This is a genomic window from Lutibacter oceani (assembly GCF_003384935.1).
GTDB classification, from domain to species: domain Bacteria; phylum Bacteroidota; class Bacteroidia; order Flavobacteriales; family Flavobacteriaceae; genus Lutibacter; species Lutibacter oceani.
This window is the reverse complement of the sequence record NZ_QTTQ01000011.1, coordinates 688,151-706,762: the sequence shown is the minus strand read 5'-3', so window position 1 is coordinate 706,762 and position 18,612 is coordinate 688,151. Positions and strand designations below refer to the sequence as shown.

General features: G+C 29.7%; 15 protein-coding genes. 3 read left to right on the top strand and 12 right to left on the bottom strand.

Annotation, left to right across the window (positions count from 1 at the left end):
• Positions 1-101: 101 nt before the first annotated feature.
• The 5 genes from BX611_RS12360 to BX611_RS12340 all read right to left on the bottom strand — a co-directional run bounded on the left by BX611_RS12360 (position 102) and on the right by BX611_RS12340 (position 5,204).
• Positions 102-869 carry a hypothetical protein gene (locus tag BX611_RS12360; RefSeq protein WP_115881704.1) on the bottom strand — a complete coding sequence of 256 codons (768 nt, stop codon included), beginning with the start codon at positions 867-869 and terminating at the stop codon, positions 102-104.
• An 8-nt stretch (positions 870-877) separates the two neighbouring features.
• Positions 878-1,663: a hypothetical protein gene (locus BX611_RS12355; RefSeq protein ID WP_115881702.1), complete on the bottom strand. Its 786-nt coding sequence runs from the start codon at positions 1,661-1,663 to the stop codon at positions 878-880.
• Positions 1,664-1,758: 95 nt separating this feature from the next.
• Positions 1,759-2,502, bottom strand: a complete 744-nt coding sequence (locus BX611_RS12350; protein WP_394340456.1) for a succinate dehydrogenase/fumarate reductase iron-sulfur subunit — start codon at positions 2,500-2,502, stop codon at positions 1,759-1,761.
• Positions 2,503-2,512: 10 nt separating this feature from the next.
• Positions 2,513-4,516, bottom strand: a complete 2,004-nt coding sequence (locus BX611_RS12345; RefSeq protein WP_115881698.1) for a fumarate reductase/succinate dehydrogenase flavoprotein subunit — start codon at positions 4,514-4,516, stop codon at positions 2,513-2,515.
• A 10-nt stretch (positions 4,517-4,526) separates the two neighbouring features.
• Entirely contained in the window at positions 4,527-5,204 is a 678-nt protein-coding gene (locus BX611_RS12340; protein WP_115881696.1) for a succinate dehydrogenase cytochrome b subunit, read from the bottom strand.
• Between the two features lie 166 nt (positions 5,205-5,370).
• On the opposite strand from BX611_RS12340, the gene BX611_RS12335 reads away from it, so the two are divergent.
• Complete coding sequence (locus BX611_RS12335; protein ID WP_115881694.1) at positions 5,371-8,622, top strand: WD40/YVTN/BNR-like repeat-containing protein; 3,252 nt, start codon at positions 5,371-5,373, stop codon at positions 8,620-8,622.
• Between the two features lie 65 nt (positions 8,623-8,687).
• On the opposite strand, the gene BX611_RS12330 is transcribed toward BX611_RS12335, so the two are convergent.
• Positions 8,688-9,644: an NAD-dependent epimerase/dehydratase family protein gene (locus BX611_RS12330; RefSeq protein WP_115881692.1), complete on the bottom strand. Its 957-nt coding sequence runs from the start codon at positions 9,642-9,644 to the stop codon at positions 8,688-8,690.
• A 140-nt stretch (positions 9,645-9,784) separates the two neighbouring features.
• Between BX611_RS12330 and BX611_RS12325 the strand changes: the two genes are divergently transcribed.
• Both BX611_RS12325 and BX611_RS12320 read left to right on the top strand, forming a co-directional pair.
• Positions 9,785-10,393: a hypothetical protein gene (locus BX611_RS12325; RefSeq protein WP_115881690.1), complete on the top strand. Its 609-nt coding sequence runs from the start codon at positions 9,785-9,787 to the stop codon at positions 10,391-10,393.
• A 3-nt stretch (positions 10,394-10,396) separates the two neighbouring features.
• Positions 10,397-10,918, top strand: coding sequence for a nuclear transport factor 2 family protein (locus BX611_RS12320; RefSeq protein ID WP_115881688.1), 522 nt, complete (start codon positions 10,397-10,399; stop codon positions 10,916-10,918).
• 1 nt (position 10,919) lies between these two features.
• On the opposite strand, the gene BX611_RS12315 is transcribed toward BX611_RS12320, so the two are convergent.
• From BX611_RS12315 to BX611_RS12290, 6 genes are all read right to left on the bottom strand, one after another.
• Positions 10,920-11,279 (bottom strand): toxin-antitoxin system YwqK family antitoxin, encoded by a 360-nt coding sequence (locus BX611_RS12315; protein ID WP_115881686.1) that lies wholly within the window; start codon positions 11,277-11,279, stop codon positions 10,920-10,922.
• Between the two features lie 103 nt (positions 11,280-11,382).
• On the bottom strand, positions 11,383-11,853 hold the full coding sequence (locus BX611_RS12310; RefSeq protein ID WP_115881684.1) for a regulatory protein RecX: 471 nt from the start codon (positions 11,851-11,853) through the stop codon (positions 11,383-11,385).
• Positions 11,854-11,908: 55 nt separating this feature from the next.
• Positions 11,909-15,334 (bottom strand): efflux RND transporter permease subunit, encoded by a 3,426-nt coding sequence (locus tag BX611_RS12305; RefSeq protein ID WP_115881682.1) that lies wholly within the window; start codon positions 15,332-15,334, stop codon positions 11,909-11,911.
• A gap of 30 nt (positions 15,335-15,364) precedes the next feature.
• On the bottom strand, positions 15,365-16,498 hold the full coding sequence (locus BX611_RS12300) for an efflux RND transporter periplasmic adaptor subunit (protein WP_115881680.1): 1,134 nt from the start codon (positions 16,496-16,498) through the stop codon (positions 15,365-15,367).
• Between the two features lie 13 nt (positions 16,499-16,511).
• Positions 16,512-17,852, bottom strand: a complete 1,341-nt coding sequence (locus BX611_RS12295) for a TolC family protein (protein ID WP_115881678.1) — start codon at positions 17,850-17,852, stop codon at positions 16,512-16,514.
• Between the two features lie 2 nt (positions 17,853-17,854).
• Entirely contained in the window at positions 17,855-18,460 is a 606-nt protein-coding gene (locus tag BX611_RS12290; RefSeq protein ID WP_115881676.1) for a TetR/AcrR family transcriptional regulator, read from the bottom strand.
• Between the last annotated feature and the right edge of the window lie 152 nt (positions 18,461-18,612).

Here is an 18,612-nt window from a genome sequence, read left to right as displayed (position 1 = left end):
GTTCATACGTGCAATGTTTTCTAATGAAACTCTGCTAGCCACGAAACTTCCATTTATAACATCTAGTATTACAAAAAAGTGAAACACACTATGAAATATACTTAATAAATTAATTCCCTTTTATATTTAAAAGAGAATATGTTATTAGTATTTAGTTTCATTTTAACTATATTTTTATGATTATCAAAGTCATATTCAAAATTTTCAAAGTCGGGATTTCCGATTGAAGTTGTAGGAACACCATTATTTCCAAATTTAATATTAAAAGCATGTGATAGTATCAACTCAAGATCTCCAAAAGTGCCTATATAAACAGAAAATGGAAATGGATTTGAAGCAATATAATTATTAAATGTAATGATTTCTGGAGTTAGACTACCTATTTTTTTATAGATTTCAACCAGCTGTTTTTCATTGTTGTAAGTGAAATTAAAAGTATTTGGGCTAGAAATATTATACCAAACTTCTTTTGAAGTTATCATTCTAGCTTCATTATAATGATACACTATTTTATAAGGTTGATCCCAGCCTTTAATAGTTATTTTCCCTTCTTCCAGAATCACTTCTAACTCATAAAAGTTCCCTCCGCTTTCTTTTCTAATTGAAGTAAGTTCATCTAAATCATTATATTTAAATAATGTCCTGCTAATATCACTTATATTATATTTTGTAAAACTTTTAATTAAAAACAATTTACCTTCAGAGTCATATTCAATTTGACTAACATAATTGATATCACCTGTAACTCCATCATGATGATTAATTTCAGTAATTAAATATTTAGTTTCTATTAAATCCTCCTTATTTATTGAGCATGAAAATAAAATCAATATTAAGAATAAACTAAAACAAAATTTTAATTTTTTCATAGTCTATATTATTTTTCTACATATTTAAATCTATAACCTCCATTATATTCAGTGATATTGTCAACATCAGAGAAGCTTTTTAATTCACTAACATTACCATTGATATCAACATCATATTCAAAATAACCATAATCCCAAGAAAATGGTTTTCCCAATCCATTAAATTTTAAATTGTATGCATACATAATTATAAAATCTTCTGTTGGGAAGAGGTAATGAAATTGAAAAGGCTTACCCGTGTCAAAATCCATAAACACTCTTGTAGAATGCGTAACTCCATCAGTACCGTATTCAATTTTATTTAATTGATTATTATCGTTATGAGAATAGATTTTAAAATTCGTATTAGATCCTGTAAAAACATTTTCCGTTTTAGTGATAATTCTATCCGAATTGTAATAATAGTTTTTAATATCGGCTCCAAAGTTATAAAGTGAAACCTTACCTTCTTCATATGAAATAAGATATTCATCTTGATGTTGAGGAGTATTTTTGACTACTTTAATTCTTTCAAGCATCCCATTTGAATCATAAATGAGATTATTTTCTATCATATAATAGGTATCACGAGGGTTATATTGAGTTACACGGATAAGTTTTTGATTTTCATCATATTCATAATCCCAAATATTCCCAACACCATCAAAATCAATTTCAGTATCATCTACAAATGATACTTGTGTAATTAAAAATTCTTTTTTGTTTTCGGGATTTTCCGTTCCGTCACTATCAGAACAAGATGATAAAATAGTAATAATAAATAAAATAGGAATTCTTAAATAATAATTTTTCATAGCTTTTTAATTTTATACAAAACTATTGATTCTATTCCAATAAAAAAGCCTATTTCAATTAAGAAATAGGCTTTTTTATTGGATTTATATTAAATCTAAATAATACTTGCTTTTAAATATTCACGATTCATACGTGCAATGTTTTCTAATGAAATTCCTTTCGGACATTCTACCTCACAAGCACCAGTGTTGGTACAGTTACCAAAACCTTCTTCATCCATTTGTTTTACCATATTTCTTACACGATCAGCAGCTTCAATTTTACCTTGTGGTAACAATGCAAACTGAGATACTTTTGCTGAAACAAATAGCATAGCACTTGAGTTTTTACAACTTGCAACACAAGCCCCACAACCAATACACGCAGCAGCATCCATAGATAAATCTGCATTATGTTTAGAAATAGGAATAGCATTTGCATCTTGTGTATTTCCTGAAGTATTTACTGAAATATAACCTCCCGCTTGTTGAATGCGCTCAAAAGCCATACGATCTACAATTAAATCTTTAATTACAGGAAATGCTTTTGCTCTCCAAGGCTCAATGTAAATAGTATCGCCATCTTTAAAAGTACGCATATGTAACTGACATGTAGTAATCCCTCTGTCTGGTCCGTGTGGCTCACCATTAATATGTAATGAACACATACCACAAATACCTTCTCTACAATCGTGATCAAATGCAATTGGAACTTCATCTTTTGCTACCAAACTTTCATTTAAAACGTCCATCATTTCTAAAAACGACATGTGTTCTGAAATATCGGTAACTTTATATTCGACCATTTGACCTTTATCTTGAGGTCCTTTTTGTCTCCAAATTTTTAACGTTAAATTCATAATGTCTATTTTATTTATATGAACGAGTTTTTAATTCGATATCTTTAAATTCTAATTGTTCTTTATGTAAAACTGCTTCGCTTGGCTTACCTGTATATTCCCAGGCTGCAACATATGCAAAGTTTTTATCATCACGTTTTGCTTCACCATCTTCAGTAACATGTTCTTCTCTAAAGTGACCTCCACAAGATTCTTCACGCTCTAAAGCATCCTTAGCGAATAATTCACCTAATTCTAAGAAATCAGCTACTCTTCCAGCTTTTTCTAATTCAGGATTTAATTCATTTAAACTTCCCGGTACTTTTACGTTTTTCCAGAAATCTTTGCGAATTTCTTGAATTTCTTTAATGGCTTCTTTTAATCCTTTTTCATTACGAGCCATTCCAACTTTATTCCACATAACCAAGCCTAGTTTTTTGTGGAAATAATCTACAGAATGTGACCCATTGTTATTGATAAAGAATTCTAACTGATCTTTAACCGATTTTTCAACTTCATCAAACTCAGGAGCATCCGTTGGAATTTTTCCTGTTCTAATATCATCAGCTAAATAATCACCAATTGTATAAGGTAAAACAAAATAACCATCAGCCAAACCTTGCATTAATGCAGAAGCTCCTAAACGGTTAGCACCGTGGTCAGAAAAGTTAGCTTCACCAATGCAATACAATCCAGGGACAGTTGTCATTAAATTATAATCAACCCAAACTCCACCCATTGTATAGTGTGTTGCAGGATAAATCATCATTGGTGTTTTGTATGGATTTTCATCTACAATTTTCTCATACATTTGAAATAAGTTTCCGTATTTCTCTTCAATTACAGTTTCACCTAATTTTGTAATTTCTTCTTTTGAAGGATTATGTAAACCTTGCACTTTTGCTTTTTCACTACCATATCTAAAAATAGCAGCAGCAAAATCTAAATACACAGCCTCTCCTGTTGCATTTACACCATAACCAGCATCGCAACGTTCTTTTGCAGCTCTTGAAGCTACATCACGTGGAACTAAGTTACCAAATGCAGGATATCTTCTTTCTAAATAATAATCTCTATCTGCTTCAGCAATAGCGGTTGGTTTTAATTTACCTTGTTGAATTGCTTTTGCATCTTCAATTTTTGCAGGAACCCAAATTCTACCATCATTACGTAATGATTCAGACATTAACGTTAATTTAGATTGGTAATCTCCTGAACGTGGAATACACGTTGGGTGAATTTGTGTAAAACAAGGATTTGCAAAGAAAGCTCCTTTTTTATGAATTTTCCAGGCAGCAGTTGCATTGGATCCCATTGCATTGGTAGATAAGAAATACACATTTCCATAACCACCTGTTGCAATAACAACGGCGTGAGCTGAATGACGCTCAATTTCACCAGTAATTAAATTACGTGCAATAATACCTCTAGCTTTTCCATCAATTTTTACAACGTCTAACATTTCGTGGCGGTTAAACATTTCAATTTTACCACGAGCAATTTGACGGTTCATTGCAGAATACGCTCCTAATAACAATTGTTGACCTGTTTGACCTTTGGCGTAAAAAGTTCTTGAAACTAATACTCCACCAAATGAACGATTATCAAGTAATCCACCATAATCACGTGCAAAAGGAACACCTTGAGCAACACATTGGTCTATAATTGCTCCTGAAACTTCCGCTAAACGATGTACATTAGCTTCACGAGATCTATAATCTCCACCTTTTACAGTATCATAAAATAAGCGATAGTTAGAATCTCCATCACCCATATAATTTTTTGCGGCATTAATTCCTCCTTGGGCAGCAATTGAATGTGCTCTGCGTGGAGAATCTTGGTACGCAAATGCTTTTACATTATATCCTAACTCAGCCAAAGTAGCCGCGGCAGAACCACCAGCTAAACCTGTTCCAACTACAATAATATCAATATTACGTTTATTTGCAGGGTTTACTAAGTTAATTTTATCTTTATAAATTGTCCATTTATCTTTTATTGGACCTTCTGGTACTCTTGAATTTAAAGTAGTCATATGTTCTAGATTAATGGTTAAAATGATGACACAATGCTATGATAATAAAACCTAAAGGAATTACTATTGAATAAATAGTTCCAAGATTTTTTACACATTTTGTGTATTTATTATTAAAACCAATTGATTGGAATGCTGATTGAAAACCATGTGCTAAATGCAAGCCTAATAATATAAAGGCAACTACATAAGCACCAACTCTTAAAGGGTTTACAAATTTGTGTTGTAATTCTTCAAAATATCGATAGCCTTCTTCTCCTGGTAAAACACCACTCATATCTCCCAAGATATATTTAGTGTTAATTTCTGGAATCCAAAAATCAATAAAGTGTAAAACAATAAACGCTAAAATAACAGCTCCACTTACAACCATGTTTCTTGACATCCAAGAAGCACTTGCTGCACCATTAAACTTAGCATACTTAACATTTCTTGCTTTTTTATTCCTTAACTCTAAAATAAATCCCATAACAAAATGAAATACAACTCCAAATATTAAAACTGGCTGCATTGCAAATTGGATTAAAGGATTGGTTCCCATAAAATGAGACATTTCGTTAAAAACGTCTTCACTAAATAATGAGGTTAAATTAACTGCTAAATGAATAACTAAGAAAATAATAAGGAATAGTGCTGATAAAGACATAGCTACTTTCCTTGCAATTGATGAAGATAAAAATCCGCTCATTTCAAATATTTTTTTTAAAGAAACAAAGATAACATTTTCATTTTTTGTATTAAAAGATAAAATGACCTTATTGTTTATTTAGAATCATTATAAAAAGAATTTTTTTTAATACTTTATAAAAATAGTATAAATTAGTAAATCTAAATAATTTGAAAAATAATCAACCATGAAAAAACTATCACTATTGTTATTAATGCTTTCAATTTCACTAACAGCTCAGCAAATTGATTTTAGTAAATTAAAGGAAATAAAAACCAGATCTATTGGGCCTGCAGGAATGAGTGGAAGAGTAACAACCATTGATGTTGTAACAAATAACCCAGAAATTATTTATGCAGGAACCGCATCGGGTGGTTTATGGAAATCTGAAAGTGGTGGTATAGATTGGACTCCAATTTTTGATGAACAAACTGCAATGTCTATAGGTGCAGTAGCTATTCAACAAAGCAATCCTGATGTTATTTGGGCAGGTACGGGAGAAGGTAACCCTAGAAACAGCTTAACGGGTGGTTATGGTTTGTATAAAAGTTTAGATGCAGGTAAAACATGGAAATTAGTAGGTTTAGAAAAAACCAGAAATATTCATAGAATTATTATTGATAAAGACAATCCGAATACGGTATATGTTGGTGCAATTGGATCTCCTTGGGGAGAACACCCAGAGCGTGGTGTATTTAAAACTACTGATGGTGGTAAAACATGGTCTAAATCATTATTTGTAAATAATAAAACCGGCTGTGCTGATTTAGTTGTTGACCCAACCAATCCAAATAAATTAATTGCTGCAATGTGGGAACATAGACGCAAACCTTGGACTTTTAATTCAGGTGGTGAAGGGTCTGGAATGTATATAACCTATGATGGTGGTGATAATTGGAAAAAATTAAGTGATGAAGATGGTTTGCCAAAAGGAAATTTAGGTAGAATGGGCTTAGCAATTGCACCGAGTAATCCAAAATTTGTATATGCTTTGGTTGAAGCAAAAAAAAATGCACTTTACAAATCTGAGGATGGTGGTATTAAGTGGAAAATGGTAAATGATAAATCAAGCGGAAGAGGACCGGGAGGTATTGGAAATAGACCATTTTATTATTCAGATATTCATGTGGATCCAAAAAATGAAAATCGTATTTATTCTGTATTTACCTATATTAATGTAAGTGAAGATGGTGGAAAATCTTTTAGTCAATTAATGCCAGCTTATGGAACTTCAGTAGGGGTACATCCTGATCATCACGCTTGGTGGATTCACCCAGAAGATCCAAATTATATGATAGATGGAAACGATGGAGGCTTAAATATTACCAGAGATAGAGGAAAAACTTGGCGTTTTGCAGAAAATATTCCTGTGGCTCAATTTTATCATATAAATGTAGATAATGAATATCCTTATAATGTATATGGAGGAATGCAAGATAATGGTTCTTGGGCTGGACCGGCATATGTATTAAAAGATCAGGGTATTAGAAATTCTTATTGGCAAGAATTGATGTTTGGTGATGGTTTTGATGTGGTTCCTGATCCTAAAAACTCAAGATATGGATATGGAATGTCGCAACAAGGAAATGTTGGAAGGTATGATAGAGTAACTGGAAATGCTAAAATGATTAGACCAACACATCCGAATGCTGATGTAAAATTGAGATTTAACTGGAATTCTGCTATTTCAATGAATCCTATTGATGAAGAAACTATTTATTTTGGAAGTCAGTTTGTTCATCAATCAAAAGATAAAGGGCATACTTGGGATATTATTTCGCCAGATTTAACAACAAACAATCCTGATAAACAAAAACAACACGAAAGTGGTGGAATTACAATGGATGCAACTGGTGCAGAAAACCATTGTACCATTTTAGCTATTGAACCAAGTACTTTTGATGAAAATATACTTTGGGTTGGAACTGATGATGGAAATGTTCAATTAACACAAGATGGAGGGAAAACGTGGACAAATGTTTCTCAAAACATTAAAGAAATGCCTTCTGAAGCTTGGATTCCTCAAATAAGAGCTTCAAAATTTAACAAAGCCGAAGCCTATGTTATTGTTAATAATTACAGGCAATTCGATTTTACACCTTATTTATTTAGAACGCGTGATTTCGGAAAAACTTGGGAAAATATTTTAGATGGAAAAGATGAAACTTTTGGATATACACTTAGTGTAATTCAAGATTTAGAACAACCTAATTTATTGTTTTTAGGAACAGAATATGGTTTATACATTAGTATTGATGAAGGTAAAAATTGGACAAAATGGACGAATAACTATCCAAATGTTTCAACTATAGATTTAGCAATTCATCCTCGTGAACACGATTTAGTTATCGGTACATTTGGTAGAGCTGCTTATGTTTTAGATGATATTAGACCATTTAGAGCTATGGCAAAAGAAGGTAAACAAGTTTTAGATGAAACCTTGTATTTATTTACGCCACCTTCAGCATTTATTACACAAACCCAACAACCTTCGGGAACTAGATTTGGTGCAAATGCTATTTTTAATGGTGATAACAGACCAGGTGGAGCTATGATAACTTATAGTATTAATAGACCAGAAGATAAAAAAGTTGAAATAAAAGAAGATAAAAAGAAAAAGAATTCAAAAAAACAAGCCAAAATTGTAGAAGCTAAGGAAGAAAAACCAGCGGTTAAATACGACTCTATTATTTTTGAAGTTTTTAATGATAAAAACGAATTAATACGTACAATAAAACAAAAAGCTCCAAAAGAAAATGGAGTTCAAAGAATTTATTGGCAAATGCGTGAAAAAGGAAAACAAAGACCCTCAAGAAGAAAGGCACGTGAAAATGCTCCTGAACCTCGTGGAGTAACTGTTTTACCAGGAACTTATAAAATTAAACTTCATTTTGGAAATCAAACTAAAGAAGAAACAATTACAGTTGCATACGATCCAAGAGTTGAAATGCCTTTTGAAGTGTTGAAAAATAAATATGATTTATTAAAACAACTTGAAGACAAAATGGATGTTGCAGGAAAAGCAACTCAACACTTATTAGCGTCTAAAGAAATTGTTGAAGATTACCAAAAACGTATAAAAGCTCAAAAGAAAAAAGATAAATACGAAGCTATTTTAAAGTCTCATAAGGAAGTTATAAAAACTATTGATGGCTTACTTGACGATATGCTTGGAAAAGAAGATAAGCGACAAGGAATTACTGATACAGAATTCCCAAGCACAGTTTCTTATTTATATACTGCAAGTAGGTATGTAAATTCCTTATTACAAAATCTAGGAAAAACGGAAACTACCTTAATGAAAAATGCAGATGAAAAAGTAAGCGCAGTAATTGAAAAAATAAATGCATTTTATAAAAAGGATTGGGTAGCTTATAAAGCTTCAGTTGAAAATTTAAAACTTTCTCCATTTGAGGAGGTTGAAGAATTAAAGTATTAAAATAATAAAAAAGAGGCTGGTTAAAAACTTTTTAACCAGCCTCTTTTTATATAATATGGTATAAATTAAAGTACATCATATTTTGTATGCAGACTATTAAGCATACTTTCCGACATTTTTTTAATATCAAATTTGTGTTCCCAGCCCCAATCTTGTCTTGCTCTTGAATCGTCAATACTTTTAGGCCAGCTATCTGCTATATTTTGTCTAAAATCTGAATGGTAAGATATTTTAAATTCTGGAACAATTTTTTTAATTTCATTAGCAATTTCTTCAGGAGTAAAACTCATAGCTGCTAAGTTGTATGATGATCTTATTTTAATATCTTTAGCGTCAGCATCCATAATTTTTATAGTAGCTTCAATAGCATCATCCATATACATCATAGGTAATTTGGTGTCTTTTTTCAAAAAAGAACTGTATTTTCCTATTAATAAAGCATTGTGATAAATTTCAACAGCATAATCTGTAGTTCCACCTCCGGGGTTTGTTTTCCAACTTATAATACCAGGATATCTAATACTTCTAACATCAACACCAAATTTGTTAAAATAATACTCACACCAGCGTTCACCTGCTTGTTTACTAATTCCGTAAACTGTTGAAGGTTCCATTATTGTTTCCTGAGGCGTATTTTCTTTTGGAGTAGTTGGTCCAAAAACAGCAATTGAACTTGGCCAAAATAACTTTTTAATTTTACCTTCTTTTGCTAAATTCAAAACATTGAATAAAGAATTCATATTAAGTTCCCATGCTTTTGCTGGAAATTTTTCGCCAGTTGCAGAGAGCATAGCAGCCATTAAATACACATCTGTAATATTAAAATCGTCTATTATTTTTAGAATAGAATCGTATTCCATTGCATTTATAAATTCAAAAGGGCCAGAATTCATTAATTCTTTATTGCCTTCTCTAATATCAGATGCAATTACAGCGTTTTTGCCATTAATTTCACGTAATTTTAAGGTTAATTCGGTTCCAATTTGACCGCAAGCCCCAATAATTAAAATTCTTTTATTCATTTAAACTAAAATCATTTTTAATGTTATCAAATATACAGAAATAAAATATTCAAATTAGGGGTAATTGTTTTTTATGAAAATAATAATTTTTATTTATATCAGTTATTTTATTAGTATTTTTGGCATCAATAAGTTTTACAATGAAGTATTTATACGGTTTTTTATTAATAATTATATTTATTAGTTTTTCTTGTAATAAGAGTAAAAAAACAACTGAAGTTTCTGAAGTGGTTGATACTTTGGTTGTGGATGATGATAGAATTATTAATAATATTAGCGAAACATTAATACCTGAAGCTAAGCGCAGATTAAAAGACTGGAAAGAATATCAAAATGTAGATGAGTTTATGCTTAAATATTATAATGTTTCTAATTTGGAAGCGTTAAATAATGCAAAAGAACTTTCGGATTTAGTGAAGAACATGATTGATACAATTAGAGTTGAGCAATTGAAAGAAGTGAATGTAATTGTTAGATTTAACGTGTTACATAATGAAACTTTAAGATTGGCAGATATGGCAACGATACCATCTATTTCAAAAGATGAAGTAAAGGAAGAAATTAAAAAAATTATTGATTTATATTCAGCAGTGAATTCTAAAATAAACACGATATATAAAGCTGAAGATATTCAAAATACTCTTGAAATTGATACAGAAGAGCCAATTAAAATCGATAAACCTTATAATAAAATTCCATATCAGTCCAGATCCAAAAGAACATCCAGAATTTCATCTAAAAAACAGTAACCTATGAAAAATATTATCTTTTTGTTTTTATTATTTGTTTTAATTTCTTGCAGTGAGAATGAAACAAAAAAAGTTACTATATTAAATAAGGATACTGAAAAGGAAGCAATTAATGTTGTTTTAAATAATTGGCATAAAAATGCTGCTGAAGCAAATTTTGAGGCATATTTTAATGCTATGTCAAATGAAAGTATTTTTATTGGAACAGATGCAAGTGAAAACTGGAATATTGAGGCATTTAAAAGTTTTAGCAAACCTCATTTTGATAAGGGAAAAGCTTGGAGTTTTAAGTCTGTAGAACGAAATGTTTATTTGGATGCTAGTGGGAAAATAGCTTGGTTTGATGAATTGTTAGATACTTGGATGGGGATTTGCAGAGGTTCTGGTGTGTTAAAGAAAACAGATAATTCTTGGAAAATTGAGCATTATGTACTTTCCTTAACTATACCAAATATACATATTGAGGAGGTTAAAAATATAAATAAAAAATACGATTCAATATTTTTAAAGAAGCTTAAAAAATAAATTAATAATTATTTTTAGGTTTGTCAGTAATTGTTGACTCTTCAATTTTTACAATTTTATTATTGTCATATTCAATTTTGGTAATTTTAGTATCTGTCCAATAAATCCATGTTCCAACTTTAACGCCTTTGTTATATGTTGCATAACATTTTCGAGAGCCATCTAAATTATAACTTTCCCAGGAGGCATGTAATTTGCCATCTTTGGTGTAAAAACCATGTTGCATAATAGCGCCATTTTCGTAATATAAGGTAACCTCTTGTAAATCGCCTTTTGCTTCAGTTTTAGGCAAATTTGTATTTTGAGAATATAACGTTGGGATGAAAAATATAAACGTTAAAGCAACTAGTAAATTTTTCATATTTTTTTGTTTTTAGATTAAAAATATAAATCAAATTTACAGAAATAGTAATGTTTAAGAAATGATTAAAATCAGTAATTAATATTCTAAAAAGAGTAAATTTTTAAATTAAATCTTTTATGATTTTATAAACCAATTCAGATTCAAAACCTTTTGAAATTAAGAAAGTTGCTAGTTTAGTACTCTTTTTAAATTTAGTAGGTTCTTTTATTAAGTTTAATTTTTTTTCAGCAGCAACTTGTATTGTTTTTAAATAATCTTCTTGGTTAATTTCTTGTAAACCCGAATTAATATTATATGCTGAAATACCTTTAAATTTTAGTTCATTTATAATTTTAACTTTTCCCCATTTTTTTATTGAAAACTTACCCCTAACAAATGCTTTTGCAAAACGCTCTTCATTTAAAAAATTATGTTGAAGTAAGTGTAAAATTATTTGTTCTTTAGCAATAGAAATCATATTTAAATCATACAGTTTCTGCTCAACTTCTTTATGGCAGCGTTCCTGGTAGGCACAATAATTTTCTAAAATTTTTGTAGCTTCATTAACAGTATATGTTTTTTGATTTCTCATTCAATACAAAATAAAAGAAAAAAAGCGATTTAACTGAATCGCTTTTTAAAAAAAATTATTGTTTTCTATTTAGCCTAAACTTTAAATTGTTTAACATAGAATACATTATAGGTACAATAATTAAGGTTAAAAATGTTGCAAAAGTTAACCCAAAAATAATAGTCCAAGACATTGGTCCCCAGAAAACAACATTTTCACCACCAATATAAAATTGGGGGTCAAATTCAGTAAATAAAGTCATGAAGTTTATATTAATACCAATGGCCAATGGAAGCAATCCTAAAATTGTGGTTATAGCTGTTAATAATACGGGTCTTAAACGAGTTCTACCACCTTCAACAATACTTTCATAAATTAGCTCTTTAGTTAATGTTCCTTCTTCCAAGTTTTGTTCCAATCTTTTACGCTTCATAATTAAGTTGGTATAATCAATTAATACAATAGCGTTATTTACAACAATACCTGCTAATGAAATAATTCCAATCATGGTCATCATAATAATAAATTCCATTCTAAAAATAATTAAACCAAAAAGTACTCCAATTAAACTTAAAAGCACAGATATTGAAATAATAACGGGTGTTGATGTTGAGTTAAATTGCCCAACAAGTATTAAGAAAATTAAGAAAACAGCAATTAATAAAGCCTTACTTAAAAACGCCATTTCTTCAGCTTGAGATTCTTGTTCACCCGTAAATGAAATTGAAATGTTTTTTGGTAAATGATAGCTTTTTAATGCATTTTTAATTTGGTCGTTTACATCAGTAGGGTTGAAGTTTTCCAAAACATTAGAAAATATGGTAATTACCCTATTCATATCTTTACGTTTTACGGCACTAAAAGTTGAAGAAGTTTCAGCATGTGCAACTGAAGAAATTGGTACCTGAACAATTTGCCCTGAACTTTGATTTCTAAAGGTAATTTTTTGATTTACTAACAGATCTTTATTATAGCGATATTTATCCATTAAACGAATATTTATAGGATAATCATCTTCACCATCTTTAAAAGTTGATACTTCTTTACCAAATAATGAAGTTCTTAAAGCGTCACCAATTTGACCAGTTGAAATATTAAGCCTTCTTGCTTTTTGACGATCAATTATAATTGGCATTTCTGGTTTTCCTTGCTCTACATCAAGTTTTAGGTCTTCAATTCCTAAAATATTTGAATTATTTATAAATTGCCTTAAATTATCGGCAGTTTCTAATAACTGTTCGTAATCATCGCCTGTAACTTCAATATTAATTGGAGCTCCAGTGGGAGGACCATCTGCCGGTCTGTCAACAGTAATATTTACACCTGGAAAATCATGTAAAAGATTTCTAATATCAATTAAAACATCGTCAGTTGCTATACCGCCTCTATCCATAAATTTAACAAAGTCAACTGTAATACGTGCTTTGTTTGGAGTTGTTCCACCTTGTTGCCCTTGATTTGGATCGCTTGTACCTTCACCAACCTGACCAATTACAGATGTAATAAGATTATTTTCTCCATTAACTTCATATTTTTTTAAATACTCTTGTATTCTATTTTCTACTTCAATAGATAATTGATTGGTTTTTTCAATATCAGTTCCAATAGGGTATTCTAAATAAACATAAACTTGTTTTGGTGGTGTTTCCGGGAAAAATAATACTTTAGGTGGAAAAGCCATAAATAGCATAATTGCAAAAATTAACAAACCAAAAGTTCCTACAAAAAATATACCAGGTCTTCTCCCTTGAAGCACGTATTGCAGCGTTCTTCCATAGAAATTTTCTAATCTTGGTAAGAAAATATTCTGAAACCATTCGGTACCAGGGGTTAATAATTTTGTATTTACAACTCTAAGTAAACCTGCTAAAACTAATAGTAAACCTAAGGCATTTAATCCTCCCGATCCAGTACTTAAACCTGAAATAATAAATAATACTCCAATGGCAAAAATTATTGAACTATAAATTAAAATCTTTTTAAAATTAACTTCATTTTCTTTAATTTTCATGTATACTGAAGTTAACATTGGATTTATAACTAATGCTACAAATAATGAAGAAGATAAAACAATAATTAATGTTATTGGTAAATAACGCATAAATTCACCCATCATTCCTGGCCAAAATGCTATTGGTAAAAATGCAGCTAAAGTTGTTGCAGTTGAAGCAATAATAGGCATTGCAACTTCACCAACACCATATTTTGCAGCATCAATATTGGAATAGCCTTCATCTAATAATCTATACACATTTTCAACAACTACAATTCCATTGTCAACTAGCATACCTAATGCTATAACCAATGAAAATAATACCATTGTATTTAAAGTAACACCTAATGCATTTAATATGATGAATGATATAAACATGGAAAGTGGAATTGCTATACCTACAAACAAAGCATTTCTAATTCCAAGGAAAAATAAAAGTACCACTACAACTAAAATAATTCCTAAAATAATGCTGTTTTCCAAATCGGCAACCATTGTTTTGGTGTCGTTTGTTTGGTCGTTTGTTTTTGAAATGTATAAGTTTGATGGAAAATAATTTTCTTGAGCTTCAGCAATTATTTTATCAATTTGAGTTGAAGCATTTATTAAATTTTCACCACCACGTTTTGTAACATCTAGCATTACTACAGGTTGAGAAAACTCACGAGCATAGCTTTGTTTTTCTTGTTCTCTAAAACTTACATTGGCAATATCTCGCAGGTAAACAATATCTTCGTTTTCTTGTTTTACAATAATATCTTCAATCTCTTTAGCCGATTTAAACTCTCCAATAATTCGTACATTTCTACGAATACCGTTTTCTAACAAATCACCTCCAGAAATGGTCATATTTTCATTTTGAATTGCCATTGCAATATCATTAAAGCTGATTTTAGAAATTTCCATTTTGTATAAATCAACACTAATTTCAATTTCTTTATCTTGAATACCACGAATATCAACTTTAGAAATTTCAGGTACTTTTTCAATTTCATCTTCTAAATATTCACCATATTCTTTAAGCTGATCCATTGAGAAATCACCCGATAAATTAATATTCATTATCGGAATTAACTCGGCAAAATTCATTTCTTGAACCGTTGGATCAGCGGGTAAATCTGTAGGGAAATCTTTATCAGATTTTGCAGCATCAACTTTATCTTTTACTTTTCGTAAAGCTTCTGTTGGAGATACGCTAAAATCAAATTCTACTTGAATAGATGAAAAGCCTTCTATAGAAGTTGAAATTATTTCTTCAACTCCAGAAATACCATTAATTTCTTTTTCTAACGGACGTGTAATCAGTTTTTCAATATCAAGTGCCGAGTTTCCAGGATATGGAGTTGCCACATAAATTTGTGGTACAACTATTTCTGGAAAAGACTCTCTTGGCATACTTTGGTATGAAAATATACCTGCCAAAAAAATCATTCCTATAATTACAAACACAGTCATTTTATTATTAATTGACCATGTTGAAAGTTTAAATTCTTTTAATACTTTGTTCATTTTAATGCCTTTGTAGGTTAGTTAAATGATTTAATTTTCGCGTACTTCAACAATATCACCAGCTTTTATAAGTCTGGCTCCTGCATTTACTATTCTATCATTTTCAGATAATCCTTCACTTACAAAAACTTCATTTTTGTATTCATTAGCTACAGTAATTAAAGTTTTAACAATTTTATGTCCACCATTTTCATCTATTATAGTAAAAACATAGTCTGCACCAGTTTGATCTTGTTGTACTAAATTAGATGGAATTTTAATTCCGTTAACTTCAAAATCTAGTATTTTTAAATCAGCTAAAAGGTTTGGTTTTATGCTTTGATCTTTATTTGAAATATTGATTCTAGTTTTAAAACTTCTGTTATCAGGATTTATATAATGTCCTATTTGTGCAATTTCTGAAGTAACTTCTTTGTTAATTGATGGGAAATTTAATATAACTTCAGTTCCCACTTTTATAACTGGTAAATAAGATTCTGTAATGTCAGCTTCAACATATACTTTATCTAAATTTATAAGTCTTACAATAGGTGTTTGCGGATTTGTAAGTTCTCCATTTTTAGGATAAATGACATCAACAATTCCACTAAATGGTGCAATTATTTTCATTTTACGAGCTTGGGTTTTAATGGAAGCTAAATTATTTTCCAAACTTTCTTTTTGTGCTTTTGCTTGTAAATATTGCATTTCAGAACCAATTTTCTGATTCCATAGGCGTTCCTGACGCTCAAAAGTCGTTTTAGCTAAGTTTAATTGTGTATTTAATTCATCAATATTGTTTTTTATAGTTGCATCGTCTAACTGAACCAACAATTGACCAGCAGCAACTTTTTGACCTTCTTTTACTAAAATGTTTTGTACTGTACCACCTAATTCCGGACGAATTTCAATGTTTTTATCTGCTTGTACTACACCTTGAATTTCTATATAATGTTTAAAAACATCATTTTTAATAGTGAATGCAGTAACAATTGGATGTTTTATATTGGTGTCTAATTTAGATATTTGACTTTCAAGAGTTTCAAGTTCATTGTTTAAGCTATCTATTTGACTTACCAAAATTAATTTTTGTTCATTCAGTTCTTCTAATGAAGATTTTTTAGTTTCTTCTCCACAAGAAAATGTTATTATAGTTGCTATGCTTAGTGCTATTATTTTTTTCATTTTAAGTATTTTTTTAGTTGATTGATATGTTTAATGCGTTATCTAACGCAGCTTTTGTTGCAATTACATTAAGCATTGCTTGTAAGTAATTTTGTTGCATTGTATACAATTGTCTTTGGGCTTCTGTTAATTCGAAACTTGTTGAAATACCTTCAAAAAATTTAATTTGTTGCTTTTTTTCTATACGTTCTGCTAATGCCAAATTTTGTTTTGATGTTTCTAATTCTTCCAAACTATAATTGTATTCAGTTTTGGCAGATTCAAGTTGTAACATTAATTTTTGTTCAGTTTCTGTAAGATTTGTTTTTGCTTTTTCAAGTTCAATTTTAGCCTGTTGTGTTCTTGAACTACGTGCTAAACTGCTGAAAATTGGAACATTTATAGAAACACCTAGCAAAGATGAATCAAACCATTTTTGTTCTTTTTTAAAGAAATCGAAGTTTTGACCAAATCCTGCATATCCAAAGTTTACAAAACTGCTCAATGATGGTAATGCTTTACTTTGTTCTAATTTTACAAGTAGTTCATTAGATTTTTCAGTGTTTTTAGCAATTTTAAAATCAACATGGTTTTCAATAGTTAATTCTGATGAAAGTAAGCCTAAATTACTATACTCTTTTGAAAGGTTGTTAAGATTATCAGTTAATAATACAGGTTTATTAATAGCTATACCTAAAGTTATATTCAACATTTTATATGCAATGTTATTTAACTTTTTAGTTTTAGAAAGCTGACTTTTAATAGTTGCTAATGTAATTTTAAGCTGTTCTACATTTTCTTCTTCTGTTAAACCATTTAAATAAATTTGATTGGTTTCGGTTAAGTTTTTTTCTAAAGTAGCAATGTTTTTTTCTAAAATTAAAATGCTTTCTTCACTTAATAAAACGTTTCCATAAGCATTAATTACGGCTTCTCTTATTCCTAAATCTGTTTTTTCTTTTGCATTTTCAGAAATTTGTAAATAAGTTTTAGCAGATTGTAAACCTACTAAATACGAGCCATCAAAAATTAACTGATCTAAAGTAGCTGTAGCATTCATATTATGTTTTGTACCAAAAGCAACTTCAGCAAATTCTCCTGCATTACCACCAAAAAATTCGGCTGGCAATAAAGAAACCTGTTGTTTAATCCAGTTTTGATAGTCGATTTTTGCACTTATTTGTGGTAAGCCTATGGTGGTAGTTTCCCATTTTTTCTTTTTAGCTGTATCAATATCTCGTGATGCATTTATTGCAGAATAACTATTTTCTAAAGCATAATCTATTGCCTCTTTTAAAGAAAGTGAAATCTTTTCTTGGGCATTTAAATTAATACTTAGCAGTATTCCAATTACTAATAATATTATTTTTTTCATTCTTAAATTGCGTTTTGTTGTAATTGTTCTTCTAAAATTTTTAATCCTTTTAATGTAGCAATAGCTCTTGTGTGGTATTCCAATACTTTAATTTCTAATTTATTTATCGTGTTTCTATTATAAGTGTAAAGAGAGTTGTCATGAACGCTCATCATTAGTGAAAAATAAAATTTTGTAACTAATTCACGGTCTAAATTTTTTCTGTACAAGCCTTCATTTATGCCTTTTTCAATGTTCTTGAAAATACAATCTTTAAACATTGCAAATTCATCTTTTATAATGCGGCCATATGTTTTAGGGTAGTATTTTTGAAGTTGATACATTGGAGAGTCATCTGAATGTTTAAATAAATCTGAAACTATTTTTTTAATTTCAAAATTCTCCTGAATTGCGTTATAGCCTTTATCACAAATACATAAAACAGTGCTATGCATAGTTTCATGCAAATAGTTAATTGTACTATCTACAAGCTCCTCTTTATTTTTAAAATGTTTATAAATTGTTTTTTTTGAAATGGCTAAATCATTAGCAATATCATCCATTGTTACACTTTTAAAACCATACTTTAAAAATATTTCACCGGCTTTTTTTAAAATAGTTTCCTTCATTTAATTCTTTCCATTTTTTTAAATTCGAGTGCAAATATAATAAAGGAAACTTTAGAAACAAATAAAGTTTCCTAAGTTTTAACAATTTAATAACATTTAAAAAAATGATTGATTTATAAATTGTTATTTGTAAAGATGTATTTTTACAAAAA